Source organism: Pigmentibacter sp. JX0631 (assembly GCF_029873255.1).
Lineage (GTDB): Bacteria > Bdellovibrionota_B > Oligoflexia > Silvanigrellales > Silvanigrellaceae > Silvanigrella.
The window spans coordinates 3,428,858-3,455,352 of the sequence record NZ_CP123622.1; the positions used below are offsets into that span (position 1 = coordinate 3,428,858).

Here is a 26,495-nt window from a genome sequence, read left to right on the forward strand (position 1 = left end):
CGACAAAAAAACAAATTGTTTAATTTTTTTAATATCTCAAAATTATATCTAAATAAAATTGAAAATTAGTTTAAAATTGCTTTACAAAAAGCTGAAATATTTTCGCTCATATCTTCATTTAGATATAAATATGGCTCAATCAATTCAAGTTCAATCAAATACATTTTACCTTTATGTTTGACTAAATCCACTCTAGCATAATTTGGATTTATATGTTCTAAAAATTTCTTAGCACTCTTAATTTCTTCGTTAGATGGTTGATAAGAAAGATTTTTAGCTCCATACAATTGATGCGCTAGTATGGAATTTATTGCTGGCTTTTTCTGAACAGCATGGGAGAATTTATTATTAAAAAAGAAAAAAGATAGTTCTCCATCTACTTTAATTTCTGGAAAAAAAGTTTGAATAACTAAATCCCATTGTGATATAATTTCCTTAAAGAGAGACACTTTTTTATCTAAATCTGAAATAGAAAATTTAAATACATTTTTTCCACCGAGACCAATCGCTGGTTTAGCAATAAAACTAGTTTTAAAATTATATTTCGAGATAAAAATTTTTATTTGTTCTAAAAAGTTTTTAGAATTTTTATTAACAATTAAAATATCACCTACATCTAAATTCATATTTTTTAAATCTAAAAGATATTTTTTATGAGAATTCCATGTTATAATATCAATGTTGTTAACTGTTTTTTTATTATTTTTCTTTAATTCTAGTAACATGTCTATAAAATCAGAATAATTTAATGAATAATCCCAGCATCGTTTTGGGACTATTATGTCATATTTATTTTGGCTTTTAGTAATATTTTTCCAATTTACAAGTTCTAACTCTGCTCCAAATTCTTTCATAAATGGTTTCAATAATTTATATTCATCTAAAAAATCAGAGCAGTTATTTAAAAAAAAATCTTTATTATCGGAATCTAGTAAAGCAACTTTCATATAAATATCCATCATTTATTGTTAATAACTATAATTATATATTATAATTAATTTCGTAGTGCAAGTGATGTAAAAAAATTAATAGACATAAATTATCAAATTACAGTAAAATAAAAAGATGAAAGGAATATTATGGGAAAAATATTTAAATTAAAGAAAATTAGTAATATGAGTACAGATTTAATTTTATCTTTTCAAAAACTACCAATCTATTTATATATAAAAGAGAGTTATTACTTCAGAATGAGAGGTTATTCAATTGGGAATTTGAGAAGTTAATTCTGCCAAATATTCTGGTTGAAATACCTACTTTTGAGTATCAAATTGGAATTCATCAAATAATGGTTTTTTGTAGTGATCATCATTTAGGATTACCTACGGCAGAAGGAATTCAGCAAGATGGGTTCAAATTTCTTGCCATTTGTTGAATTGCATTAAAAAATGTAATTGGTGCAACTACACAGATTTTTAACAATGATAAAATTACTCTAGTTTATGAAAAAAATTTGAATCCATATGATTGACTGATTTTCAGTGATGAAAATTTTCAGCATTTTACAATACCTTTTCAATCTGAAATTTTGAATATTGATAGCTATAGGGATGCCATAGTTTTTACTTTTAAGAAAATATTGCTGTGTTCATTTTTTCTATTTACTGATTTTTGCTCTTCTCTTCTAAGAAGAAGCTCACACCTTGGATGTAATTGTTGATAACAGTAAATACTTGCATTGCACAGTACTGTGTGATACATAATATCTTGGATGGCACAATATTAAGCACTGGAGGTTGTTATATTGAATTCGCAGTTGAAAAAGGGGGTTTTAGAACTATGTGTCATGGTCATATTAAATAAAAAAGATTGCTATGGTTATGAACTCGTTGAAACCCTATCAGAACATATATCAGTAGTTGAGGGAACAATTTATCCACTCTTACGGCGTTTATTAAAGGAAGGATATTTTGAGACATATTTACAAGAATCGGGAGAGGGGCCTTCTCGAAAATATTACAAACTAACTGAATTAGGAAGAAAAACGATGCATGAAATGCTGCAAGAATGGAGAGAGTTTTCGCAGGGCGTCAATATGATTATTGAAAGAGATAATATAGGAAATCAAAAATGAATAAAAAAATATTTTTACAAAAATTAAAAAATGCACTTGCGCAGATGGATGAACAAGAAAAAAATGAAATTTTAAGTGATTATGAAGAACATTTTTTAGCGGCGGCTGAATCTGGTAAATCAGAGCAAGAAATAATTAATGCCCTTGGCGATCCTTTAATTATAGCAAAATCTTATTCATCTGAAAAAATTATAAAACAACTTGAATCTAAAAAACCATTTCAAAAAAAAGTAGTTCCACTTGCTCAGTCATACTTCTTAGTTGCTAGTCTAGGTTTCTTTAATGTAATTGTTTTTGGTATACCTTATTTCCTTGCATTTGTTATAACATTATCAATTTGGTTATCTTCTGTTCTATTAACTTTAAGTAATTTATATAATTTTGGAAATAATATTGTTTCCAGTGTGTTGAATTTCGATTTGAATAAAGGTTCAGCTATATTTTATTCTTTGGGAGGAGTTTTTCTAGGGATATTATTATTAAATATTGCTTACTTAGTTACTAATTGGTTATTAAAATTATTTATAAAACATGTGCAATTGAGTTTAAAAGTTGCAGGATTGGATGGAGAAAAAAGGTTATGAAATTAACTCAAAGTAAAATTGTAATTCCTTCATTTATCGGTATGATACTTTGTTATGTAACTGCATTTGCATTAGATAAAGATAGTAATAGAAAGTTTAGTAAAGATTTTAGTAGTGAAAAAGTCCATAAAATATATCAAGGGTTGTCTGAACCAGAGCTTGAAATTTCTGGACCAACAATTAATGCTAAAGTAACAACTATTGAAGGAAAAGATGTATCTATTTCTGTAGAAAAAAAATCTCCTAATTGTGATTTAAATATCAAAAATAATTCGGGAACAATTGATATAGAATATATTGATTCTTTTTCTTTTTTCAAATTTGGAAGATTAAAAGACACTTGCTTGGCAGAAATAATAATTTCCACCCCAAAAAATTCAAAACTAAAAATATCTACAGTTTCGGGGAATATTGATGTAGAAGGTCACTATAAGGAAATAAAAATGACTTCTGTAAATGGAAATATAAATGTTAATATAGATACTCCAGAGGCGAGGATTAATTCTGTATCAGGAGATATTTATTTAAAAGGTTTGGTAAAAGATCTTGATGTAAAAAATGTAAGTGGAAATGTCAATCTTATTTATAACTCTCTTCCTGTCATTGGTCTTTTAAAAACTAGTACAGTAAGTGGGAATGTAAAAATTGAAATACCAAAGGATTCTCAATTAGATTACAAATTTCAATCTATTTCAGGTGAGTTTAAGGTAAATAATATCTATATTAATGAAAGTTCAAAATTTTCTATAAATTCCGAAAGTGTTTCTGGAGATGTAAAGATAAATTAAAGTAAATTAATTTATCTTTTCACTTCATTGATGAAAAGAAATAAAGCTTAGTAAATTAAAGTTTTCTATCCAATTCATTTATTTGATAATCATTTGCACTCATATCACGTTTTTGCATAAGACCGTCTGAATTAAATTCCCAATGTTCGTTGCCATGAGTTCGCATCCAACTTAAATTTTCATTATCAAACCACTCGTATTCAAATCGAACAGAAATTCGGTTTTCTGTATAACACCATAGTTCTTTTTGAAGTTTATACTCTACTTCTTTTTTCCATTTCCTAGTTAAAAATTCTATAATTGCAGCACGACCTGAAAAAAATTCTGTTCGATTTCTCCATACAGAATCTTCTGTATAAGAATTAGCAACACGTATAGGATCTTTTGAATTCCAAGCATCTTCAGCACTTTTCACTTTTAATTTAGCAGATTCTAAGTTGAAAGGAGGCAATGCAAAAGGTTTACCATTTTTTTTAATAATCATGTCAATCCTCTTTCTTTAAAGAAGAAGACTTGACGCTCTATTTAAAGTAACTATCAAGTCAACGTAACGTTATTTATTCTACTAATTTTTATTTGGTTGAACTACTGGAAAATCTATTTCTGTTTGTGCAATTTCATTAATATAATTCGTCCATGTATTTAACGCTACATGTAACACAATTTCAAGAATTTGACCATCATCATAACCAGCATTTTTGATGGCATCTAAGTCACTTGTTTGAATATGTCCTCGCTTGTTAACTACTGTTACTGCAAATCGAACCGCTGCATCCGCTTTGGGATCATTTGATTTTCCTTTTCTGTTTGCTGCAATTTCATCATCTGAAAGTTTTGCTAATTTTTTTCCTAAGTAAGTATGTGCAGATAGGCAATAACTACATCCATTTATTTCTGCAACTGCAAGAGCTATTCTTTCACGGGTCGCAGCTGCTATTTTGCCTTTACCAAGAGCTTCAGAAAGGTTTAAATATCCTTCCAAGGCTGTAGGACTTGAACTAACCATCAGAAATAAGTTTGGTACAACACCTAAGTTTTTTTTGACTGATAGAAGCATATCTTTTGCTTCAGGAAGAGCTAATTCGATTGATTCTGGTGTAAAAATTCGTGACATAGAATTTCTCCTTTTTTTATTGAAGCATGATTGCCATTCAATAAAAAAAGAATAAATCCTTCCAAATATATTTAGAAGATTGAAATTTGTGATACACTTTTCCAAAATTGGAAGGATAATTTATGGATCGTTTAGAAGCTATGTTAATTATGGTGGCAGTTGCAGATGGAGGTAGTCTTTCTCAAGCTTCTCGTAAACTTAAAATTCCATTAGCCAGCATAAGTCGAAAAATATCGGAACTAGAAGCACATTTGAATGTGAAGCTATTAATAAGATCAACAAGATCACTAGAACTTACTGATTATGGTAGATCGTATGTTGGACATTGTCGGCGTATATTAGATGATATTGAAGAAGCTGAACGTATGGTTATTGGAGAATATTCAGCTCCCAGAGGATTACTCACGATTACTGCGCCAGTTGTTTTCGGAAAATTACATGTTATTCCAATAATTGCAGAATTTTTAAATAACTTCCCAGAAGTTAATATACAGTTATTATTGACAGATAGTGATTTAGACCTCATAGAAGAAAAGATCGATCTGGCAGTGAGAATTGGAGATCTTGCAAATAGCACTTTAATTGCTTCTAAAATAGGTGAAATTCGACATATAACTTGTGGAAGTTCTTTTTATTTTAATAAACATGGAAAGCCCAAAATTCCACAAGAACTAAATTTACACAATTGTATAAATATTTCTGCTTTTGGAACAGCGAAAAATTGGGTCTATTATTCAAACAAAGGAAAAATGAATATTAAAATTCAACCTCGATTAGAAGTAACTACAGTGGAAGCTGGTATTGAAGCTGCTGCTTTAGGTGTTGGTATTACTCGAGCTCTTTCCTACCAAATCAATTATTACTTAAAAAATAATAAACTAGAAATTATATTAGAAAATTATGAACCTAAACCTTGGCCTGTCCATCTTGTTTTTGCTTCGGGAAGAATTATACCTAATAAATTGAGGTCATTTTTAGAATTTGCAAAACCAAAGCTAAAAGATCATTTAATTTATATTCACTAGTAGTAATGTTGTAAAAAAAATATTCTTCATATTTGGATTTAATTTTGTATTTATTTAAGGAATGTAACTTCCAATCATAAATTTATTTTACAATAGTTGGATCCCATGAAGTTTTAAAATTTATTTCTAATGAATTTAATTCTGCAATATCTTTGTATGTGAGATCAAAATTAAAAATATTTAAGTTTTCTTTCATATGCTCTATATTTTCAGATTTTGGTATAGCACAAAAACCATTTTGATAACTCCATCTTAGTAAAACTTGTGCTGGATTTACATCATATTTTAGCGCAATCTTTAAAACTATAGGATCTGCAAGAAAATGAGCATTAGTTAATGGAGCCCAAGCACATATTGTAATGCTATTTTCAAAACAATATTTTACTATGTCTTGCTTTTGATTAAATGGTGTAATTTATAATTGATTTATTGCTGGTTTAATTGAACATATTTTTAATAGTTCCTCTAAATGTGAAATTCCATAATTTGATACTCCTATTGCTTTTATATGTCCTAATTCAGAAATTTTTTCAATTTCCTTCCATGCAGCCAATCTATTTTCAACATTTTTTGGTGAATGTATCATATACAAATCAATATATTCCAAACCTAATTTTTTTAGACTATTACTAAATTCAGTTTTTACAAATTTTGGATCAACTTTTGAAGAAGCAAGTTTAGTACTAATGAATAATTCTTCCCGCGGAATATTTGAATCTTTAATAGCTTTACCAATATCTTCTTCATTTTCATAAACACTTGCAGTATCAATATGTCTATATCCTAATTTTAGGGCATTTAAAACTGCATTATATGTTCTAATCCCAGGTGGAATTCTATAAGTTCCTAATCCAATCATTGGGACAAAAGTTTTTTTTACTATTTCTTTAGCAGGTATTTTTTGATATTTAGAGGAAATTTCTGAATTATCTTCTTTAATTTTAAAGTATTTTCTGTTTATAAGTGGATCTTTAATGTAATCATCTACAAACCGATAAATAACTTCTTCTGTAACATGCTCCATAGTGAAAATATGCGTAAAGTTGCCTTGTGAATTATTTGAATTTTGATCAACAAAAATAGGTAAATGGTATTTTTTTGCAAGAATTTGAGAAGGAGCTGGTAATACAACGCAAGGTGAGAATTTATTATGCCATGCTTCAATATTTTTACTATTTAAAATTTCTGTTAATATTTTTGTTCTTTCCAAAATTGTTTGAGTACGTTTTTTAAAACCTTCTACACCTACTTTTTTTATAATATTTAAGGCAATGATTGGTACTGTTCCATCTCTTGAACCACCAATTGTTGTATCATATGAAGCAACACATTCTGCAAAAGGAGAACATGGAAGATTGCTAATCACTTTTTTTCGCGCCAAAAATAAAGACCCTGGCATTGGAATCCCTACTCTTTTATGTAAACTTACAGATAATGTATCAATTTCTTCAATCCTAAAATCAAGAGACAAAGGTTGATTTTCTAAAAATGGTGTAATCAATCCACCTAAAGCAGCATCAAGATGAATGTGATAATTTTCTGATTTAATATTTGCTAAATTAATACAATTTATTAATTCTAAAATATTATCATAGGCTCCTTTCGCTACTGAACCAGAACAAAAAATAAATATATAATTTTCATTTTTTTTCTGCTTTTTTAATTTGGAGAAAAGATCTTCAGCTGACATTGAACCATTAGGTTCTGTTTTTACTTTTAAAATTTGTTTGCATCGAGTGATTAAAGCAGCTTTTAATATGCTATAGTGAGCATCATCAGCAAATACTAGGATAGGATCAAGAAATCTTCGCATGCCAATATGAATACCATGTAAATTTGAAAATGAAGAGCCTGGATTTGTGTATCCCCAAACATCATTTTCTGGTAATTTAAGCAAATTAGATACAAAATAAATTAATTCCTTTTCTGCTTCAAAAGAAACCAAATGACCACCCAAACCAGTAAATGGGTCGCCTAAATTATTGATAGTATGACCGAGAAGTGGCCAAAAACCCTCGCACTCTGATGTCTTTTGATTGAGCTGTATGCCTAAACAATTTTTCGTTTCTTCTTCAAATTTTTTAGCTAATTCTAACGCTATTTTATATGTCGGAGTATTTTGAATTATTTTTTCCAATTTAATTCTCCTCTGTAAATTTAGATTTTTATTTTATCCAATTTTTTTTATTCTTAAAAGTATTATCAAGAATTATAAATTTATTTTTCCTCTTCCTTATTAAATTAGAATAAAAAACTAATAAAAAAGACTACCACTTTTGAATTTTGAAGTATTTTTATATTTTTTTAATAAATCAATAATAAATTACTACTTGCTTTAAAAATATCATTCAAATATTACTAAGAATAAAAATATATTCATGAAATATTGAATAAAAAATCTTCTACTGATATAATATTTTTTATTCCAGAATAAATTAGGTGATTTAAATACGTATAAATTTAAACATTGTAAAATTATGCTTGCTAATACTCTATAAAGATAAAATATTTATAGTGAGAATATACATAATAAATCTATTGAAATAGGAGATGAATGGATAGAAAGAAATCGTTATAAATTAAATAAATTAGTATGAAAAAAATATAGATTTTAGAAAATCTTGTGATTTAACTATCGATAACTTTTTGCTTAGGGAAAAAAAGTGATTTAAAATATGATAAAAAATTTTATGCATTTAAGATTAGATTCAGTACCTTGGTATTTAAAACCACTAATTTTAGTATATGGGTATGTTTTAGGTTACCTGCAATATATTCAATACTGGCTAAATAATAAAACAATACAGATTTCATGGGTAGGTATTGAAAATCTTTCTCCCGATAAAAATTATATTTTTGTGTTTTGGCATCGCTATTTTCCATGCTATTTTTCCGCTTTTTTTAAATTTAAAAAACATATTTGGATGGTGCATCCACTATTATATATGGCACATATGTGGATACTTGTTAGACTTCTTGGAGTTCAAAAGATAATTCCGGGCTCTGCAGGAAATTCAGGAATTAAAGCAACAAAAGAGCTTATTGCAGATCTAACAGCTGGATATTCAACTATGATTTGTCCTGATGGACCATCTGGTCCTCCTTATGTTTTTAAAAAAGGAGTTCTTTATATCGCAGCTAAAAGTAAAGTTCCAATTGTCCCACTTTACTTTAGAACAAATCCAAGTTTCCAAATTAGGAGTTGGGACAAAAAAAAATTCCCTATTCCATTTGGAAAATTGGAAGTAGAAATTGGTGAACCGATTGAAGTTTCGGAGATGAATCATGATACAGTAATGAATAATATTCTTTCTGCAATGAATGGAGAATAATATAGATGTTATTAAATTTGATTAGATTAATTTTTATTTAAATTTCAACATAAAGATTTTATATAATGGTAATTATAAATAAAAAAATGAGTAGCAAGAAGGTTTTACAATATTCATTTGAATCAAAACTATGGAAATATAAAGGAGAAAAAGGTTGGTACTTTTTAACATTATCAAAAGAATTGTCTAGATTAATTAAAAAAAATCATTTTTCCTCTGAAGAAGGCTGGGGAAGACTTAGAGTAACCTGTAATATGGGAAGATCTGTTTGGTCAACTGCAATATGGTACGATAGTAAATTTGAAGCATATTTATTGCCTATTAAAATTGCAGTACGAAAAAAAGAAGGAGTTGAAGAAGGAGATATTCTTAAATGTTCTTTAAAAATTTAACTTTTTTGAAAATTGGCAATATATTACAGCCAAATCCTCCAATTTGGTTGTATTGGAAAAAGAATTATAGTTGCTGATTATTATTACAATCCAAAACTTGTGCTCTTGTTCAATTATCTAAATAGCAATTGGGGATATCCAAATGCTTATTGCTAATAGTGTGTATTTGAAAAGTATTTATTGATAAATTGATAATTATTTAACATGCTCAATATTATTTCTAATAATAAAAAATTATAAATATTTTATGTATTACAATTTTTTTGTTAATGAATGTTGCATAACTAAAATCCTTGTAATTATAATTATCTAAAGAATAAATTTAATTTTAATGAAATATTTTATATTTATAAATTAATTATTAAAAATTATATATTTTATTTAATAAAATTATATAGTAAAAAAGATACAAAGTGGATTAATTTTAAAGAATTATAATTTTTATATGCGTTTACAAAACTTTCTAACCAATGTAATTAATGAAATACTAAATTATTTATAAATTTAATTTAGATATTTTCAATATTTTCATAACTTTTATTTTTAAATGAAAAAGGGAAATTAGAAAATCAGTATTTTTTAAAATTTCTAAGAAAGGAAGACTTAAAAAATGAAGATAACATTACTTTTAAAGTTAAATTTCTCTAGGTTTAACGAATGCTAAAATTTACATATTCCCATTAAATTAATTATATTACATAATTAATTTTTCTTTGCTAAAAATTTATTTTGATAAATATTTGTTGTTAAAGTAAGTTTAATAATTATTTCGAAAGGTAATTTATGACAAATAGTATTAATAGTTTGGAAAATGAATTTGTACAATACTCAAGTTCATTAGGAAAAGAAATATTATATAAACCATCTTTGGAAGTGAAAAATATATTAGATCCAAATATACAAGAAATTCTCCAAAAAATGAGGATTCAATTAAATGGAAAAGGAATTGGATTAGCAGCAAATCAAATTGGTTTTCCTTTGCAAATATTTATGATTGAGTTTAATAATGAAAATGAACGTTATAAGCATTTAAATTTCGAATCAATACCTAATCAAGTGTACATTAATCCTAGAATAGTGAATACTTCAAAAGAAAGAGTTTCTTTTTGGCATGGATGTTTAAGCGCAATCGGAAAACCAAGAGGTCTTGTAGCAACTTATAAATGGCTTGATTTTGAAGCTTTTGATGAAAATGGTAATTTTAAAAGTGGAAGATTAGATGGTATAGGATCTGTAATTTTTCAACACGAATTTAGGCATTTGTTAGGTTCTTGTTACTTTGACCATGCGAAAGAATTTCTAGAATATGAAAAACTCAATAATTTATTTCTTTCAGGGGTACTAAATCCTTATGAGATTGTAAGCGAAGAAGTTCCTCTACTATTAGCAGATTATATTGTTGGTACTAAAATTAGTTAATGACTTTTTGCATTGTTTTTCTATTTAAGAAAATAGCTATAAATAGGGCTAAAATACTTGTAACAGTACCTCCTAGAAATGCATATTGATAACCAACTAAATAAATAATAAATCCAAAAATTGGTCCAGTAATCCCTAAAGCTAAATCAAAAAAGGCTGTATATATTCCTAAAGCTTCTCCGCGACTTTGTTCAGGAATTTTTTTCACAACTTCTACGCCAAATGCGGGAAATACAAGAGAATAACCAATCCCTGTCAGAGCTGAACCTAAAATAGCTATAATTGGATTGTTGAAAAGCAAAATCGTTGACTGTCCAATTGTTTCAACTAGCAGAAGAAATACAAGTATTCTTGTTCCACCATATTTTTGTATCATATTTGGGAATAGTATTCTTACAAGAATGTAAGCTGATGCAAAAACTGTTAGACAAAGCGATGCTCCATTCCATTGTTTACTTGCATAGTATAACGTCATAAAGGTTGCGATAATTCCGAATCCAATTGCACCTAAAGCCATTCCTGCTCCAGGTAACCAAATATCTTTTAGTAAAATTAAAAATTGAATTCTTTGATTGTTTGGAATAATTGTTGTTACTACAGTATTGGGTAATTTTAGCGCTATTAAAAAAGCAATTACTGGAAGGGAAGTTATTACTAGGGAAATAATTTGTAGTCCACCTATTTTATAAAGTTCCATACCAATTGGAGCGCCAAATGCGAAGGCTCCGTATAATGCAAGACCCATCCAAGACATGACTTTTGCTGAGTTGCTTGTTCCAGCTAATCCAATTCCCCAAGAAAGAGCACCCGTCATGACCATACTTTCTCCTAATCCTAAAACAACTCGACCTATTAAAAGTATTGCTAGTGATAAATTAGAGGTAGAAGAAACAAGATAAGAGGAATAATATGTTAAACTAGCAAATGCACATAAAAGTAATCCTAAAAGAACTATTTTTTTGCTTCCTTTAATATCAGATAATTTTCCTGAATATTTTCTTGTTAACATTGTAGAAATGGATTGAGCAGCTATGACGATTCCAGCTATTGCAGAACTATATAGTAATTCTTTAGTAACAAATAATGGCAAAACTGGTAACGGAATTCCTATCGTAAGAAAGCCAATAAAAACAACTAATGTCAGAATAAGCAAGGATTTATTTGAATTTTCCATGGTCTAATTTTCCTAAATTAACAAATTATTATCTAAATTACTTAATAGTTATAATCTATGTAAAATAAAAATATTTTTTATAATTAATTACAAATCGAATAATTTTTTGCTTTAAATATTAAGCAACTAAAGTTTCTCCCCAGAGAACTTACACCTTCAAAATAAAATTATGCAATAGAGAATAAAAACTTTTAAATAAATATATTATCCTATTATAATTTTTTATACTTTCAATTTTAAAAAATAAAAATATATGAAATAATTAAATGAAATATTTATATTTTAAAATAAAAATTATTTCTATAACATTTCAATTTTTTGTTTAGTAGTTTATTCTGGAATTAACATCTTGTTAAAATTTTTTGATTTAAAGGAGTTTTATATGAAAAGTAAATTCATAAGTTTGATTGTCTTTAAAATAGGTTTATGTTCTGTAACTTTAAATGCAAAAGCTGTCAGTGCTCATAATGCTTGTACTGGAGCTAATACGGTATCAAAACATTTAGAAATCTTTGATGATCTTGATTTTAATGTTTATTCTAATCAAAAGTGGGATGAATTAAAGAAAAGCCATGCAAAGGATATTATTGTTCACTATCCAGATAGGCACATAACAAAAGGCTTAAATGATCACATTGTCGAATTGAAAAAAGCTTTTATATTTACCCCTGATAGTTGTATTACGTCACATCCAGTAAAGATTGGTGCAGGCGAATGGACTTCTGTAATTGGAGTTTTAGATGCCACATTCTCTTTAGTTGACGATTGAAAATAATTTTTATTTTTTGTAATATTTTTTGATAACCCTTAACTAAAAGATATAATTATGAAGTTTTTAAGAAATAAAACTATACTTTTTCCATTTTTTTTATCATTAAATCTATATGCAACAGATTTAAATGAACTCCATTTTGTAACCGAACCTTCTGGAGTTATATATTATGATAAAAAAAATATTGAATTGAAAGGAATTGTTGGTGAAAGAATTCAATATTTAATCAAAAAATTAGAATTAAAAAATAAAGTAGAAATTATGCCTTGGTCTAGAGCTTATTATGAAACGATTAAAAATAAAAATTATGTTATTTTTCCAATTGCGAAAACAGAAGAAAGAGAAAAAGAGTTGAAGTATTGTTGTATAATTTCTAAATCTAGGCAGTTTTTTTTTAAATTAAAAGCAAGAAAAGATATAAATGTTAAAAATATTACTGATGTAAAAAAATATTCTGTTGGAGTTGTTCGTGATGATTATAGGCAAGTTATATTAGAAAAAAAGGGATTATCAAAATTAGAAGTAGCAACCACAATGGATTTAAATTTTAAAAAATTCATTGGAGGTAGAGAAGATATAATATTATTAAGTGAAAATTCAATGCTTAAGTATTTGAACCAAAATAATATGACGATTAATGAGATCGAAAAATTAATAGAATTTAAAGATATTGATATAAATAATTATGTTGCATTTAATAAAGAAATGGATGATAAAATAATTTCTAAAGTAAAAACAACATTAAAAGAAGTTTATGACCCTGATAAAGATTTATAAATTTTGGAATCATTTCTTTGAGGTTAAAAATATTAAATAATATTTTTATAGGTTTTTATTTGAGGATATCCGGATTGCATAATATCTTTTACCGCATTAAAAAATTTGCTCATATGTTCTGAATTTAGATGTGCATGTAAATGTTCTTGAGACTCCCATTGTTCATAAAGTGTAAATTCACAATTATCATTTGTAGATTCGTGTAGCAAATAGCAATATGCACCCTCTTCATTCAATGTTAAAGGAATTATTTTTTCCATCTCTTTTTTGAAAAAATCTTCCTTCCCAGGAATTACTTTTACAACAGCAAATACGGCTAAAATTTCTTTGTTTGGTTTTCCTACATTATAAGTTTCGTTAAATTTTGTCATTTTACAATCCTTTTCTAAGTAAATACCTGAAAAACTTTCCTAACAAGGTTTTTCATTAATTAAAACTTACCATTATTTTTTTTTCTTACAATCTATTAAAAGAAAAAATATTGTTAATTAAAAGTTAATAATTAACGTGATTCTTTTTCTTAATTATTAATTTATTTAAGTGCGAATAAAAATTACTTAGTAATATCATTACTATATTTAAATAAATGAATTAAAATAAATTGTATATGGCTAAGAAAAAAACTATAGTGAAACATCTTTAGCAATTAATCTATAAATCTATTGCTAGTATGAATAACTTAAGGAATTAAAAAGTACCAATTTTTAGTTAACCTATTGAATATAAGGTAAAAATAGTGACACAAAAGAAGAGCCCATTTGGATTTGAAAAGCCAGAAAGTAGTCCAGGTTTCTTACTATGGCAAACATTGACTATTTGGCAAAGACTTATAAAAAGGCAATTAGAAGAGTATAGATTAAATCATACGCAATTTGTTATATTAGCAATTGCTTATTGGTTCTCAACAAAAGATAATATAGCTAAACAAACGGATATTATTACACTTTCAAAGCTGGAAAAAATGACGGTTTCAAAATCTCTCAAGTCACTTGCCTCCTTAAATTTAATTCAACGATCAGAAAATCAGAGTGATAGTCGATTTAAAAATATTATTCTAACTGATGAAGGTGAAAAGCTAATTAAATTACTAATTCCTATGGTTGAAAAAGTTGATAATGATTTTTTTAATACACTAACAAAAAATGAAAATGACATTATAAAAGATTGTTTTAAAAAACTTTCTCATTTTCAGAGTATTGATAACTCCTTCTAAAAATTTATTTAAGTTTTATAATTAGTAATATATTAATAGAAACATTAGATTAGTTTTTACGAAGGAATATTTATCAAGTAAATCCAACTATAAATTTTAAATTACTGAAAAAAGGTGAATATATGGCGAATCAATTAATTCAAAATTTAAAAAAACTTCAAAATAAAGAAAAAGCAAGAATACAACAAAAATTTTTTAAAACTGGAAAAGGAGAATACGCTGAAGGAGATATTTTTTTAGGTGTTATCGTTCCTGAAGTCAGAAAGATAGCAAAGAAAAATATATCACTGCAACTTGATCAAGTACAAATTCTATTAATTAGTAAATATCATGAAGTTAGATTGCTAGGATTAATTATTTTAACTTATCAGTATGCGAATATGGTTAATATTAATAATGAAATAGAACAAAAAAATATCGTTAACTTTTATTTATCTAATACGAAATATATAAATAATTGGGATTTAGTAGATGCAAGTTGTTACAAAATTTTAGGAGAATACTGTTATCAATATAAATTAGAAGACATTTTAAGCAAATTGACATATTCTTCAATACTTTGGGAAAGAAGAATTTCAATAGTTTCATGTTTTGCTTATATCAAGAAATCTGAACTAAATTTTATATATTCCATAATTCCAAGATTTTTTAATGATAAACATGATTTAATACATAAAGCTTGTGGCTGGATGCTGCGTGAAGCTGGAAAAAGGAATAAATTTCTGCTAGAAAATTTTTTGAAAGAAAATTTTGAAGTAATGCCAAAAATTATGCTGCGCTATGCATTAGAAAAATTTTCAGAAAATGAAAAATCTCGTATTTTAAAGTAATTATTCAATATATTTTAAATTATTCCTCTGATTGAATAATTTGAGTTACTGGTATTTTAATTTCTGGTTTAATTACTTGTACAAATGCGACTTCATCCATATATTCTATTCTATTATCATTGGAAAATGTCCAAATTGCCAAATCCCATATGATCTGATCAAGTTCTCCTTTTTTATATGCATTTAATGTATATTTTGTAACTAATTTTTTTGGATTTTTAGGAATAACAACTTGCTCAAATGGTAACGAAACTTGAATTAATAATTCTGAATCACGAAATCCTTGAAAATGATTATATAATTCATCATAACCTGTAACTTTTATATTCCCATTCATACGCATAATAAAATTTGGGGTAAAGTATTTTTCTAAATCGCTTTTTATAAAAGGGTTTCTTTTGTCTGCAATATAATTAAACCATTGCATCATATTTTCTACACTTTTCGTGCGATTAAATTTTTTATTACTACTTGTAGTCTGATTTACTATATTATTTTCATTAATGTTACTATAATTTGCTAGCACTTGAGTAGATATCATACTACTAGATGTTAGAATCAGGAAAGAATGAACTAATAATTTTTTCATAAAATCTCCTTACATATTCGTTAGTGATTTCTAAATTAGAAAAATCTAATTTAGTAGTATATTTTTATTTAAATTTTATAAAATAGTAAATAAGCATAAAAATTATCAATATAGTTAGCAACTTTTGATTTATATTATTATTACTATATGAATTAATTATGTATTATCAATTATTTTGTAAATAATAGTTACTTCCAAGTAATAGGTAATTTATTCCTATAATATAAAATATTTTTTCTCCGAAATAGCATTTAAGTTAAAATTATTTTTTATTAAGTATAGAAAGAAAATCATGCATTGTATGAGTAAAGCTAGATTAGAAGCTTTTAGTGATGGTGTATTAGCCATTATTATAACTATCATGGTGCTTGAGTTAAAAATTCCGCATACTGATGACTTATACGAATTACTCCCATTGCTTCCAATTTTTTTAAGCTACTTTCTTAGTTTCATCTATGTAGGTATATATTGGATAAGTCATCACTATATTTTACATTTAGCATCACAAATTAACATGAAAGTAGTCTGGTTAAATATCAATTTTCTATTTTGGATTTCTCTGCTCCCTTTTGTTACGGCTTGGTCAGGTGAAAATTCATTTGCTAAAACTCCCGTTTTTTTATATGGGATTGTATTATTTCTCTCATCTAGCTCATTTTTTTTGCTTACACACGCATTAAAAGTTTCACATGATAAGAATTCAAATTTAGTAAAAGAAATAGGTGAAAATAAAGTCGGTAAATTTTCACTACTTTTTTATTTCATTGGAATTATTTCAACATTTTATTCCCCTTATATTTCATTAATAATTTATATTTTATTGGCTTTTTTCTGGGCTAATCCATTTAAAAAATTAAGAATTCTATACTTCAAAAATTAAAAATAATTATTTAAATTTGAAAGCAATTTTCAGGATGTTTATCCATTAGTCATAAAATATAAAGGCCTTGCTTTAAGACAAGCTAGTTTTAAAGAGAAAAGTAAATTAATATTTGGAGTTATATATGCAGACTTTTGAAAGAAATAATATGAATAATTGCAATTTAAAGAAAGAAATAGTAAGAAAATGCTTCTCTGCATGCTGGGGAAAAAATGGGAATGTAACTAGTCTTGAATTATTTTATGATAGTAAAGTCAAGATAAACGCACCTCTTCAGGGTAGTTTAAATGGAGTTGAGCAATTACAGGGCTTTATAAGAGGTGTTCGATTGGCTTTTCCTGATATGGATTTTGAATTGGTATTGCCTCTTATTTCAGAAGATGATTATGTAGTTGGCTATTGGAAAGGCGGAGGCACTCATTCTGGAATTGCGATGCCAGATTTTGTAGGTGGTCCATTACCTGCGGCAACAAATAAAAAAGTATATTTTTCCGGTATTACCATTTGGAAATTTAAGGATAATAAAATTATAGAAGAAATAACTGAAGAAGGGGCTTGGACTATGTTTGAACAATTAGATTTGGTTAAGAAGTTGTAGAATGTACGAAAGTTTTAATCTGGAAAAATTTAGATGGGATTGCCTGCAAAATAAGACAAAATTAAAAGGTGAAGAGTTTTTTTATGCAGTAAAAACAACGGGCATTTTTTGTAGAATAGGGTGTCCTGCAAAAATCCCAAGAAGAGAAAATATTATTTTTATTGCTAGTATACAACAAGCAATAAAAGCAGGTTATAGGCCATGCCTGCGTTGCAAACCTGATCATATTAATTTTACTAATAATCATTTAAATTTAGCACTAGAGGCTTGTAGAATACTAAATGTAAGTGAAAATGTATTATCAGCTAAAGAAATTTCAGATCAATTAAGTATTAGTCTTTTTCACTTTCATAGAATATTTAAACAGGAAATAGGACTAACTTATAAAAAATATGCTTTGGTAATATTAGAAAATAGAATGCGCTATAACTTAAAGTTAGGTGTATCAATTACGAATGCAATCTATGACACCGGATATAATTCGAGTAACAGATTCTATGAAAATGTAGATCTTAAATTAGGAATGAAACCAAAAGAATTTTGTAATTACGGAATTAACACAACTATTTACTTCCTTGTATTAAAAAATAACTTTAGATTATTTAGCCTTGCGTTAACTGCAAAAGGTATTTGTCACTTTAATTTTGGAAATTCAGAAGATGAATTAACACAAGATATTTTTAACTTGTTTAAAAAATCTAAGTTAATTCATAGAATTAACAATGATATTAAGCAGTTTGAAAATAAAATTACAGAAGTAGTTGCAGAAATTGTTGGCAGGAAAAATTTACCGCTGCAAGTTAAAAGCATTTTATTTCAAAAAAAAATATTTGATATTGCTGTAGAATTATTTCTAAAACAAGGTAAATTATATAATTGTATTGAATAGCAAAGTATTAAAACTAAGTTAAGAAACGAAAAAAGCTCAACTAATTAAAAATTTAAAATACAATAGCGCAGCCAATCATAGGTAAATACTCTTCTTCTGTTATTACTTTGGATTGGCTTGTAGTTGACCCTACCGGAGTATAAGAATTATAAGTTATATTTCTGTAAGTAAACTGTAAACCTAGTGAGAAAGCTTTAGATAATGGAGCATAATAACCAGCATCAAATTGAAAACCAACACCATCAGAAGCAGTAAAATTTGGATGATTATATTGTGACCAAGGAAAAAAATGCACTACAATTGCAAAATTATTTGCTGCAAAACCAGCTGATGCCCCAGCTGAAACCCGTTGTATTGTACCTGGTGTATAATCACGTTTCATTCCAGAATAGATTAAACCTAAATATAACTTTACTTTAGTATTGATAAGGTAACCTAACCGAATATCATATAAAAAATGTGAGCGTTGATCTTGTTTTGGACTGGCTGTTGTGTTCGAGTAGTCATCATTGTAATTATAATAACCAATCATAGGGCTGAAAACTATTCCAGGACCAGTAAATGCATTAGCATTAAATCTACAGATGGATGATAAAATCAAAAGAATTAATACAACCTTAACTAAATTTTTAAAGAACATTTTAAAATCCTTTTTTGTAATTAATGTATTCAATAATTCGGATAATCACATTTTAAATTCAGTAACGTGTCAGAATAATAACATTTATTAAATTTTTTGTTAATATATTGGTACGATAAATTTAGATAGTGAATTTAAAAAGAGACATATTTTGAATAATATTAACAATTACAGAGGTAGTGAAAAATGAAAAAAATAGGAATAATATCAGCAATATTAATGAATTTTTACAGTTTTTCAGTTATGGCTGAAGAAAACAATTTAATAGGAATTGATACGCTTACAAGTCTTGGCTATAATAGTTATAAATTTGATGATAATAAATTATTAAATGATTCTAGCTTTGAATATGGTGGTTCTGCTAAAATGTCGGTTATTCTATCAACTGATATCTTTAGTAAGAATATTTTACCGGCTGTTGGTTTTGGTTTAAATGCTACCTTTGTTAATGCTAATGGGTCATCAAAAGATAGTGACGTAGGAGTTGATTTATCAAAATATGAAATAGATAGTAAATACTATTTTTTCAATATTGGAGCTAAATTTAAATATTTTGATAAATTAAATTTTTTTAGCTTTTTAACTATTGGGAATGCATATCGTGAATTATTTAAATTATATTTAAAGACATCAAATGGAAATTATAGCTTAGGTACTTTTGAACTAAATGTAAAAAAAGATTACTATGTAGGATTTGATTTCATTGGTAATTATCAATTTGATACTGGGATAACTTTAGGTTTAGGAGCATCAATTTATAGACATTTCATAACTACTACTTCTTATGACTACTACAATATTTATGGACTTTATAATAATACAATTCAAAGTACCAGTAATCTTAACTTATATGATACAGGAATGTATCTCATTTTTGGATATAATTTTTAGCACTTAGTCATTTCTTTTTTGAAATCTATTTTTGACAAAAAAAATATATGAATATAGTCTGCTTTTTTTAGGAAAGGAAATTTCCGATGTTTGAAAAAAAGCTAGATTTAAAAATATTTATTTTAGTTCTAATTTTATTTTTATTTAATTACTTATATTTTATTTATGATGTTCAAGATTCTTATAGCTTATTAGGCGATCAATCTAGAGATTGGAGAATTGCAAGTTCAAATAGTATTCAACTTATAGGTACATCTATTTCTTCTGGCGGAAATTCATTAGGACCTATTTTTTATTGGATACTCCAATTAACTTATCATGTTTTAGGACCTTTTTTTAACTATCTTCCGCATATAGCAGTATATTCTCAATCTTTCTTTTTTGCAATAGCAAATTCTTTTTTGTTTTTTTGCCTAGTAAAAAAATATGATAAATCAATTGTTCTTATTTTTTCATTATTTATATTATATATTACCAGTCCAATTCTTGCTTCCATGGCAGGTACCTCATGGAATCCTAATTATGCAGCTACATTTATAAATTTCTCATTAGCATATGCATTATTTAAAAATATTTTAAATAATGGTTATGAAAGAGCTAATATAGGTAATATTTTTATATTTGTAACTCTTTCTTGGTTTTCTGTCCAATGTCACTCACCAGCTCTATTTTATTTTATTTCAACTATGCTTTTTTTATTAATAAAAACTAAAACTATTAGACAAAAAATCGAATTTCTAATTACTTCAATAATTATTGTTTTTATATTACAAATCCCCTTTTTAATTCACACTTTCACAATTAATAGTCAATTAAATAATTATGTGGGAAATACAGGAACTGCAACATTTTTACATAAATTTCTTCTTTTACAAGGTGGTTTTGGAAGAGGTTTTTTGTTTTTAATGAATGATCCATCATTAATTTTATTTCAAGTCTATAAAATTTATCCTTTACTAATAATTTATTTATTAACAGTTATTAAAATTATATACTCCAAACTATATAAAGATTGTTTAGTACAATTTTTCCTTTTATATATATTAATTACTTACTATGGGTTTTCTTGTATTCCTTCATATGATAGACAAACTTACTTATTGAATGAACATTTATTTATTATAGCAATACTACCTATTATTTTTCTTTTTAATGAAAATATTAAAAACAAGAAGTACAGTTTATTTTTTCAAACAATTATTCTTACTGTTATCATCTCATTTATACCTTACAGATATTCAAAGAAAGAAAGTAAATTGGAATATTATGCTAAATTAGTTAACGCATCCCAAAAAATATTTACGACCTACCCAGAAGTAAGCAGTATTGAAATTCCTAAATTTCCTTTATCAGTTGATTCAACTCTAATTTATGAAGGGTTTGGTGGAAAAATTAACAAGAATAGTAATGTAGAGGCTATAATTGATATCAATGGGAATGTATCTTTCACAATAAAATAATCAAAGCAAAAAATTTATTTTCTACTTAGAAAGTTGAAAATCTTTCTGCTAAGTTATATTTCTTTGGGTAACTGGTTAACAAGATCAATAAATTTTTTTCAGTTTTTATTTGTGAGTTGAAATATGCAAGAAAATAAAGTAAATCAAAATATTAATAAAATTTTAGATTTTTGGTTTGGTGACGTTCAGAAATTGAAATTAAACAATGTAAACTCATCCATGATGCTTTGGTTTTCAGGATATCCTGAAATTGATCAATTAATTGATAATAAATTCAGAAAATTAATTGAAAAAGCAATTCTTGGTCACTTTGATATATGGATGAAAACTCCTGAAGGTTGTTTAGCATTAATTATATTACTAGATCAATTTCCTTTAAATATTTTTAGAAATCAAGCTAGATCATTTACAGTTTGTCATATGGCACTTCCGTATGCTCTGACTGCTATAAAACTTGGATATGATAAACTTCTGTCGCAGCAAAAAAAAAGTTTTATTTATTTACCTCTTGAACATGCTGAAGATATAAATTTGCAAAATTTATCTGTTGAATTATACTCAAAAGAATATGAAAATTCTTCGCCTGCAGAAAGACAGTTTTGTAAAATTAATTTAGATTATGCATTAAAACATAAAAGAGTAATTGAATTATTTGGAAGATTTCCAAATAGGAATAAGATATTAGGTAGAATATCAACTAAAAGTGAGTTAGAATTTCTGGAAAGAGAAGGCGCTGGATTTTAAATTTTAAAAAAGGAAAATATGACTAACCTTGTTTATATAATGGGCGATCAATTATCTGAATCTATTTCTTCTTTGCGGTCTTTAAAAAAAGAAGATATTATTTTTTTTTGTGAAACTTCAGATGAATTTACTGATCTTCCTCATCATCCAAAAAAAATTGCCTTTTTATTAGCTACTAGAAGACATTTTGCAGAGGAATTAAAAGAAAAAGGTTTAAATGTTTTTTATATTAAACTCGATGATCAACTAAATTCAGGTTCTATTCGGGCTGAACTTAAAAAAGCTATTCATAAATTTGCAATTAAAAATATGATTATTACTGAACCTAGTGAATTTAAAAATAAATTAATAATTGAAGAAATATCTAAGCAAAATAACATAACTATACAAATTTTAGAAGATGATAGATTTTTTTGTTCTATAGTAAATTTTAAAAAATGGTCTGTAGGCAAGAAAAGTTTAAGAATGGAATTTTTTTATAGAGAATTGAGGAAACAAAATAAAATATTACTTGAGAAAGATGGCAGTCCAACTGGTGGTTTATGGAATTATGATAAAGAAAATAGAAAACCACCTTCTAAAAGTTTAAAATCTTTGAAAAGAATTTCTCATAAAAAATCTTTGATTCTTCTTGATGTAATAAATTATGTAAAGCAAAATTTTTCGCAAAATTTTGGCACCCTAGAACCTTTTTATTATGCAATTACTCGTAAGCAAGCATTAATTGAACTTAATGATTTTATCGAGAGAATTCTTAATCTATTTGGTGATTATCAAGATGCTATGTTAAAAGACGAAGCATATTTACATCATTCTTTGCTCTCATCTTACATAAATGTTGGATTATTACTACCAAAAGAAATTTGTTCTCTTGTTGAAAAGGCATATAAAGAAGGAAAAGTCTCTCTTAATTCTGCTGAGGGGTTTATTCGTCAAATTCTTGGGTGGAGAGAATATGTCCGAGGAATATATTGGTTAAAAATGCCATCTTATGTTGATCTGAATTTTTTTAATGCCAAAAATCCCCTTCCCTTTTTTTTCTGGGGTGGAAAAACAAAAATGAATTGTATTAATAATGTAGTAGCACAAACCAAGGAACATTCTTATTCACACCATATTCAGCGTTTGATGATTACCGGAAATTTTGCTCTTATCGCAGGTCTAGATGTTAAAGAAGTACACAAATGGTATTTATCGGTGTATAGTGATGCTTTTGAATGGGTAGAAATGCCAAATACTATTGGAATGGCATTATTTGCTGATGGAGGTATTGTCGCAAGTAAACCTTATGCAGCAAGCGCTAATTATATTAGTAAAATGAGTAATTTTTGTATGAACTGTTTTTATAATTCAAAAGAAACTGTTGGGGTTAATTCTTGTCCTTTTAATTCTTTATATTGGAATTTCATAAATAAAAATAAAAATAAATTTCAAGAAAATCCTAGAATGTCATTAATTATAAAAAGCTGGGAAAATTTCTCTGATGACAAGAAAAAAACCATTATATTGCGAGCAGAAAAAATTCTTAATTTAATGGAAAATAATGACTTATAATTTATACTAATTATCTTATTAGTTAGATACAAATAAAATAATGCTGTTACTTGATATAAAGAATTATTTTTTATTTAAATTTACATTTTTGTTTCAAGCAAAGTAAATTCCACAAAATTTAGGGAAAATAAATTTCATATTGCTTTTTTTAACAAATATAAAATAGAATGCTTCATCAAAAAGAGTAATTATTTTTATATTCATATCGTTGTAAAAAATTTTTTCTCAGGAGTTTCAATGATAGCGTCACCAGCAGATCTACTTTACTTTATAGAAGTTTCTAATGTCCTAAATTTATCAAAAGCAGCTAAAAGAGCTGGAGTTAGCCAGCCGTCATTGACACAAGCTATGAAAAGGCTTGAAGAATCAATAGGAACTTCTTTACTCATTCGGAATAAATCAGGGGTTATGTTGACGCAAGCTGGTAAACAGCTTTTGGCTCAATCAAAATTTTTAATTAAAAGTTGGGAGCAATTGAAGGTTCAAGCTCTTGCATCGATCAATGAAATTCAGGGTTCTTATACTATTGGTTGTCATCCATCAGTTGGCTTATTTACTCTTTCTGAATTTTTGCCAACTCTTTTACTTAATCATCAGAAACTTGAAGTAAATCTTTTTCATTCGTTGTCTAGAAAAATAGTTGAAGGAGTAATTAGTTCTAATATTGACATTGGAATAGCAGTAAATCCATTTTATCATCCAGATTTAATCATTCATAAAATTTGTGATGATGAGGTTACTTTTTGGAGTTCAAATCCCGCTAAAGATTTACATAAATTAGAAAAAGATGAATGTATACTGTTATGTGATCCTGATTTAATTCAAGTTCAAAGTGTTTTAAAAAATGCGAGCAAAAAAGGTATTAAATTTAAAAGAATAATATCATCAAGTAGCTTGGAAGTTATAGGCTCTCTTGTTAGCCAAGGATGTGGAATAGGAATTTTACCAACAAATGTTGCTAATTTAGTCGAGGGTAGAAAATTATTTAAATTGGAAAACTTTCCAGCATTTCATGATGAAATTTGTTTACTTTATCGTGTTGAAAACAGAAATATTAAAGCAATTCAAGCAATTTCAAAAGCGATTATGAATGCGTTAAAACCAAAAAATTAAAAATTAATAGCACATAAATCCTTTATTTTTGCTATCAATAGAACAATTAACTTCATCTATAAATTTTAACGCTCTTATTTCTCCCCAAACAATAACAGAAGTATTTCCTTTGCTTGCTTGTATATTTTTTGGGACTGAAGAACAAAATAAGATTGACATGTCTTTATTAAAGGTAATTTCAATATTGTAATCTGTCCAATCATTTATAGTTTCTTTAGTAATGAATTTATGGATAGTTTTATTTGTGGCACTTACTGCATATATTTGCCATTCATCAATTTCACTAAAAATAGAGTGATAAGTATTTGGAGTTATATCAGGGCATTTATAGAATTTAGCAAAAATAGAATTTTTAAAAATTAATAGTAATAAACATAAAACAACCTTATAATTCATAACTTCTCCATAGTAGGTAAATTTTGTAACTAAATTTGAAAAAAATTGTTATAATTAGCTTTCAGTAAAAAGCATTTAAAATTTTTATTGATATTTAATGATTTTAAAGTTTTAGTCAATAGGAAGTGATAAAAATTTATTTTTTGCTGAATTAGGTAAAAAATACAGTTTACTTATGAATAAATTCAAATTATTTTAAAATTATTAATAATACAGTTCTTCGAGGAAAAATTATGCCAAGAGTAATAGGTGATTTTCATGATGATGCAATTTCTTCTAGTGAAGATAAAATACTTTTAACTCATGAACAAAGCGCTGAAGCTTTAAAATTGGTTAACAATTATTGCATGGAGAAATATAATTTTATAGTAAATAAGTCATCTGATTTTTTTAATTCAAATGGTAATACTTTGAAAAAAAATATTTTTACGACTTTCAAATATAATCATCGAAAAGATGATTCTTTGTACTGGTATTTAAATATGCTAGCTTATAATAAAGTTGTTGACTTAGTTGAAGCAAATTTCAATTTATTAGAAAGAGGAATTAGTAACCTTTTTTATCAAATTCCGACTCAAACACGTAATGCTCTTGATCCTTATAATTTCATGATTTGTGCTTTAAATACAGGAGATGTTAAGAAATATTTTATGCAAAGATTTGATCAAATAACGACTCCTATTCAATACTATCAAGATTTTGGAGGTACATGGAATAGACGTTCAAATACTTTAAATTATAGCTTTCAAAATACTTACGAAAATTTTTCAAAAATAGAAGGTTCTATAATGAATCCAACTCGAAAAATTACTCATTCTTGCGAAATTATTTATGATCTTTCAAATAATTTTGTTGCTGAAAAGCTTGGAATATTTTTGTCAGTTTTCGGTTTGTTTAATATCTCTCCCTTTCGAAGAAAAACTAATATAGCAATGAATCATTTATTTCCTAAGTCAACCTACTATGGAAGCTTTGCGCAAAGTTTTCCAGTTAAATTTTTAGTTACAAAAAGAATGGCTAAGCTATATGGTAATCCAGTTTTATCTTTAATAGTTGGAACTTATTTAATTGGCATGCATGTTGGACAACACTTAAGAGATTCATATGAATTAAAACAAAAAAATCCAAATTTACATGGGAGATTGCAATCAGTAAATAGAGACTTAACAAATTCATCATTTCATAAAAATTTCGCAGAATCTGTTGAAAAAACTTCTTCAAAAAAATAAGTAATTACTATTTAATTA

Annotated in this window: 28 protein-coding genes and 1 pseudogene; 20 read left to right on the top strand and 9 right to left on the bottom strand. The window is 26.6% G+C overall.

Annotation, left to right across the window (positions count from 1 at the left end; all coding sequences use genetic code 11):
* Window positions 1-65: 65 nt before the first annotated feature.
* A complete protein-coding gene (locus QEJ31_RS14745; protein ID WP_280591290.1) occupies window positions 66-947 on the bottom strand; it encodes a hypothetical protein in 882 nt (293 codons plus the stop codon).
* A gap of 797 nt (window positions 948-1,744) precedes the next feature.
* Between QEJ31_RS14745 and QEJ31_RS14750 the strand changes: the two genes are divergently transcribed.
* From QEJ31_RS14750 to QEJ31_RS14760, 3 genes are read left to right on the top strand one after another with little or no spacing between them, the layout of a single operon-like run.
* Window positions 1,745-2,074 (top strand): PadR family transcriptional regulator, encoded by a 330-nt coding sequence (locus tag QEJ31_RS14750; protein ID WP_280591291.1) that lies wholly within the window; start codon window positions 1,745-1,747, stop codon window positions 2,072-2,074.
* Window positions 2,071-2,658, top strand: a complete 588-nt coding sequence (locus tag QEJ31_RS14755) for a DUF1700 domain-containing protein (protein ID WP_280591292.1) — start codon at window positions 2,071-2,073, stop codon at window positions 2,656-2,658. Before QEJ31_RS14750 ends, QEJ31_RS14755 begins: the two co-directional genes overlap by 4 nt.
* Window positions 2,655-3,446 (top strand): DUF4097 family beta strand repeat-containing protein, encoded by a 792-nt coding sequence (locus QEJ31_RS14760; protein ID WP_280591293.1) that lies wholly within the window; start codon window positions 2,655-2,657, stop codon window positions 3,444-3,446. Before QEJ31_RS14755 ends, QEJ31_RS14760 begins: the two co-directional genes overlap by 4 nt.
* 55 nt (window positions 3,447-3,501) lie before the next feature.
* Here the strand turns inward: QEJ31_RS14760 and QEJ31_RS14765 are convergent, their stop codons facing one another.
* Both QEJ31_RS14765 and QEJ31_RS14770 read right to left on the bottom strand, forming a co-directional pair.
* Window positions 3,502-3,930, bottom strand: coding sequence for a nuclear transport factor 2 family protein (locus tag QEJ31_RS14765; RefSeq protein ID WP_280591295.1), 429 nt, complete (start codon window positions 3,928-3,930; stop codon window positions 3,502-3,504).
* Between the two features lie 81 nt (window positions 3,931-4,011).
* Window positions 4,012-4,560, bottom strand: coding sequence for a peroxidase-related enzyme (locus QEJ31_RS14770; protein ID WP_280591297.1), 549 nt, complete (start codon window positions 4,558-4,560; stop codon window positions 4,012-4,014).
* A gap of 122 nt (window positions 4,561-4,682) precedes the next feature.
* Here QEJ31_RS14770 and QEJ31_RS14775 point away from each other — a divergent pair, with 122 nt between their 5' ends.
* Window positions 4,683-5,585, top strand: a complete 903-nt coding sequence (locus QEJ31_RS14775; RefSeq protein ID WP_280591298.1) for a LysR family transcriptional regulator — start codon at window positions 4,683-4,685, stop codon at window positions 5,583-5,585.
* Window positions 5,586-5,667: 82 nt separating this feature from the next.
* Here the strand turns inward: QEJ31_RS14775 and QEJ31_RS14785 are convergent.
* Window positions 5,668-7,398: pseudogene (locus QEJ31_RS14785) on the bottom strand (aldo/keto reductase).
* An 862-nt stretch (window positions 7,399-8,260) separates the two neighbouring features.
* Between QEJ31_RS14785 and QEJ31_RS14790 the strand changes: the two are divergent.
* The 3 genes from QEJ31_RS14790 to QEJ31_RS14800 all read left to right on the top strand — a co-directional run bounded on the left by QEJ31_RS14790 (window position 8,261) and on the right by QEJ31_RS14800 (window position 10,728).
* Complete coding sequence (locus tag QEJ31_RS14790) at window positions 8,261-8,917, top strand: DUF374 domain-containing protein (protein ID WP_280591301.1); 657 nt, start codon at window positions 8,261-8,263, stop codon at window positions 8,915-8,917.
* A 65-nt stretch (window positions 8,918-8,982) separates the two neighbouring features.
* Window positions 8,983-9,309 (top strand): DUF1905 domain-containing protein, encoded by a 327-nt coding sequence (locus QEJ31_RS14795; protein ID WP_280591302.1) that lies wholly within the window; start codon window positions 8,983-8,985, stop codon window positions 9,307-9,309.
* Between the two features lie 783 nt (window positions 9,310-10,092).
* Window positions 10,093-10,728 (top strand): peptide deformylase, encoded by a 636-nt coding sequence (locus QEJ31_RS14800; RefSeq protein ID WP_280591303.1) that lies wholly within the window; start codon window positions 10,093-10,095, stop codon window positions 10,726-10,728.
* Here the strand turns inward: QEJ31_RS14800 and QEJ31_RS14805 are convergent.
* On the bottom strand, window positions 10,721-11,902 hold the full coding sequence (locus QEJ31_RS14805; RefSeq protein ID WP_280591305.1) for an MFS transporter: 1,182 nt from the start codon (window positions 11,900-11,902) through the stop codon (window positions 10,721-10,723). The two genes, QEJ31_RS14800 and QEJ31_RS14805, sit on opposite strands and share 8 nt — an antisense overlap.
* A gap of 382 nt (window positions 11,903-12,284) precedes the next feature.
* Here QEJ31_RS14805 and QEJ31_RS14810 point away from each other — a divergent pair, with 382 nt between their 5' ends.
* Both QEJ31_RS14810 and QEJ31_RS14815 read left to right on the top strand, forming a co-directional pair.
* The gene (locus tag QEJ31_RS14810; protein ID WP_280591307.1) at window positions 12,285-12,671 is read left to right on the top strand and encodes a hypothetical protein; all 387 of its coding nucleotides are present in this window, start codon (window positions 12,285-12,287) and stop codon (window positions 12,669-12,671) included.
* A 57-nt stretch (window positions 12,672-12,728) separates the two neighbouring features.
* Window positions 12,729-13,451 (top strand): transporter substrate-binding domain-containing protein, encoded by a 723-nt coding sequence (locus tag QEJ31_RS14815; RefSeq protein ID WP_280591308.1) that lies wholly within the window; start codon window positions 12,729-12,731, stop codon window positions 13,449-13,451.
* 32 nt (window positions 13,452-13,483) lie between these two features.
* On the opposite strand, the gene QEJ31_RS14820 is transcribed toward QEJ31_RS14815, so the two are convergent.
* Window positions 13,484-13,822, bottom strand: a complete 339-nt coding sequence (locus QEJ31_RS14820; RefSeq protein WP_280591309.1) for a putative quinol monooxygenase — start codon at window positions 13,820-13,822, stop codon at window positions 13,484-13,486.
* 365 nt (window positions 13,823-14,187) lie between these two features.
* Here QEJ31_RS14820 and QEJ31_RS14825 point away from each other — a divergent pair, with 365 nt between their 5' ends.
* Together QEJ31_RS14825 and QEJ31_RS14830 are read left to right on the top strand one after the other, a co-directional pair.
* Window positions 14,188-14,664, top strand: coding sequence for a MarR family transcriptional regulator (locus tag QEJ31_RS14825; RefSeq protein ID WP_280591310.1), 477 nt, complete (start codon window positions 14,188-14,190; stop codon window positions 14,662-14,664).
* Window positions 14,665-14,786: 122 nt separating this feature from the next.
* Entirely contained in the window at window positions 14,787-15,494 is a 708-nt protein-coding gene (locus QEJ31_RS14830; RefSeq protein ID WP_280591311.1) for a DNA alkylation repair protein, read from the top strand.
* A 19-nt stretch (window positions 15,495-15,513) separates the two neighbouring features.
* On the opposite strand, the gene QEJ31_RS14835 is transcribed toward QEJ31_RS14830, so the two are convergent.
* On the bottom strand, window positions 15,514-16,083 hold the full coding sequence (locus tag QEJ31_RS14835; RefSeq protein ID WP_280591312.1) for a hypothetical protein: 570 nt from the start codon (window positions 16,081-16,083) through the stop codon (window positions 15,514-15,516).
* 301 nt (window positions 16,084-16,384) lie between these two features.
* On the opposite strand from QEJ31_RS14835, the gene QEJ31_RS14840 reads away from it, so the two are divergent.
* The 3 genes from QEJ31_RS14840 (at window position 16,385) to QEJ31_RS14850 (ending at window position 18,450) form a co-directional block, all read left to right on the top strand.
* Window positions 16,385-16,963 (top strand): TMEM175 family protein, encoded by a 579-nt coding sequence (locus tag QEJ31_RS14840; protein WP_280591313.1) that lies wholly within the window; start codon window positions 16,385-16,387, stop codon window positions 16,961-16,963.
* A 124-nt stretch (window positions 16,964-17,087) separates the two neighbouring features.
* Window positions 17,088-17,561, top strand: coding sequence for an ester cyclase (locus QEJ31_RS14845; protein WP_280591314.1), 474 nt, complete (start codon window positions 17,088-17,090; stop codon window positions 17,559-17,561).
* Window position 17,562: 1 nt separating this feature from the next.
* Window positions 17,563-18,450 carry an Ada metal-binding domain-containing protein gene (locus QEJ31_RS14850; protein ID WP_280591316.1) on the top strand — a complete coding sequence of 296 codons (888 nt, stop codon included), beginning with the start codon at window positions 17,563-17,565 and terminating at the stop codon, window positions 18,448-18,450.
* Between the two features lie 52 nt (window positions 18,451-18,502).
* Here the strand turns inward: QEJ31_RS14850 and QEJ31_RS14855 are convergent, their stop codons facing one another.
* A complete protein-coding gene (locus QEJ31_RS14855) occupies window positions 18,503-19,090 on the bottom strand; it encodes a hypothetical protein (protein WP_280591318.1) in 588 nt (195 codons plus the stop codon).
* A gap of 186 nt (window positions 19,091-19,276) precedes the next feature.
* On the opposite strand from QEJ31_RS14855, the gene QEJ31_RS14860 reads away from it, so the two are divergent.
* The 5 genes from QEJ31_RS14860 to QEJ31_RS14880 all read left to right on the top strand — a co-directional run bounded on the left by QEJ31_RS14860 (window position 19,277) and on the right by QEJ31_RS14880 (window position 24,852).
* Window positions 19,277-19,981, top strand: coding sequence for a hypothetical protein (locus tag QEJ31_RS14860; protein WP_280591320.1), 705 nt, complete (start codon window positions 19,277-19,279; stop codon window positions 19,979-19,981).
* 86 nt (window positions 19,982-20,067) lie between these two features.
* Entirely contained in the window at window positions 20,068-21,441 is a 1,374-nt protein-coding gene (locus QEJ31_RS14865) for a hypothetical protein (RefSeq protein ID WP_280591321.1), read from the top strand.
* A gap of 123 nt (window positions 21,442-21,564) precedes the next feature.
* Window positions 21,565-22,185: a DUF924 family protein gene (locus tag QEJ31_RS14870; RefSeq protein ID WP_280591322.1), complete on the top strand. Its 621-nt coding sequence runs from the start codon at window positions 21,565-21,567 to the stop codon at window positions 22,183-22,185.
* An 18-nt stretch (window positions 22,186-22,203) separates the two neighbouring features.
* Complete coding sequence (locus tag QEJ31_RS14875) at window positions 22,204-23,739, top strand: cryptochrome/photolyase family protein (RefSeq protein ID WP_280591323.1); 1,536 nt, start codon at window positions 22,204-22,206, stop codon at window positions 23,737-23,739.
* Window positions 23,740-23,976: 237 nt separating this feature from the next.
* Window positions 23,977-24,852: a LysR family transcriptional regulator gene (locus QEJ31_RS14880; protein ID WP_280591325.1), complete on the top strand. Its 876-nt coding sequence runs from the start codon at window positions 23,977-23,979 to the stop codon at window positions 24,850-24,852.
* 3 nt (window positions 24,853-24,855) lie between these two features.
* Here QEJ31_RS14880 and QEJ31_RS14885 read toward each other — a convergent pair whose 3' ends face one another.
* Window positions 24,856-25,248 carry a hypothetical protein gene (locus QEJ31_RS14885; protein ID WP_280591327.1) on the bottom strand — a complete coding sequence of 131 codons (393 nt, stop codon included), beginning with the start codon at window positions 25,246-25,248 and terminating at the stop codon, window positions 24,856-24,858.
* Between the two features lie 233 nt (window positions 25,249-25,481).
* Between QEJ31_RS14885 and QEJ31_RS14890 the strand changes: the two genes are divergently transcribed.
* Window positions 25,482-26,477, top strand: coding sequence for a hypothetical protein (locus tag QEJ31_RS14890; protein ID WP_280591329.1), 996 nt, complete (start codon window positions 25,482-25,484; stop codon window positions 26,475-26,477).
* Window positions 26,478-26,495 lie beyond the last annotated feature (18 nt).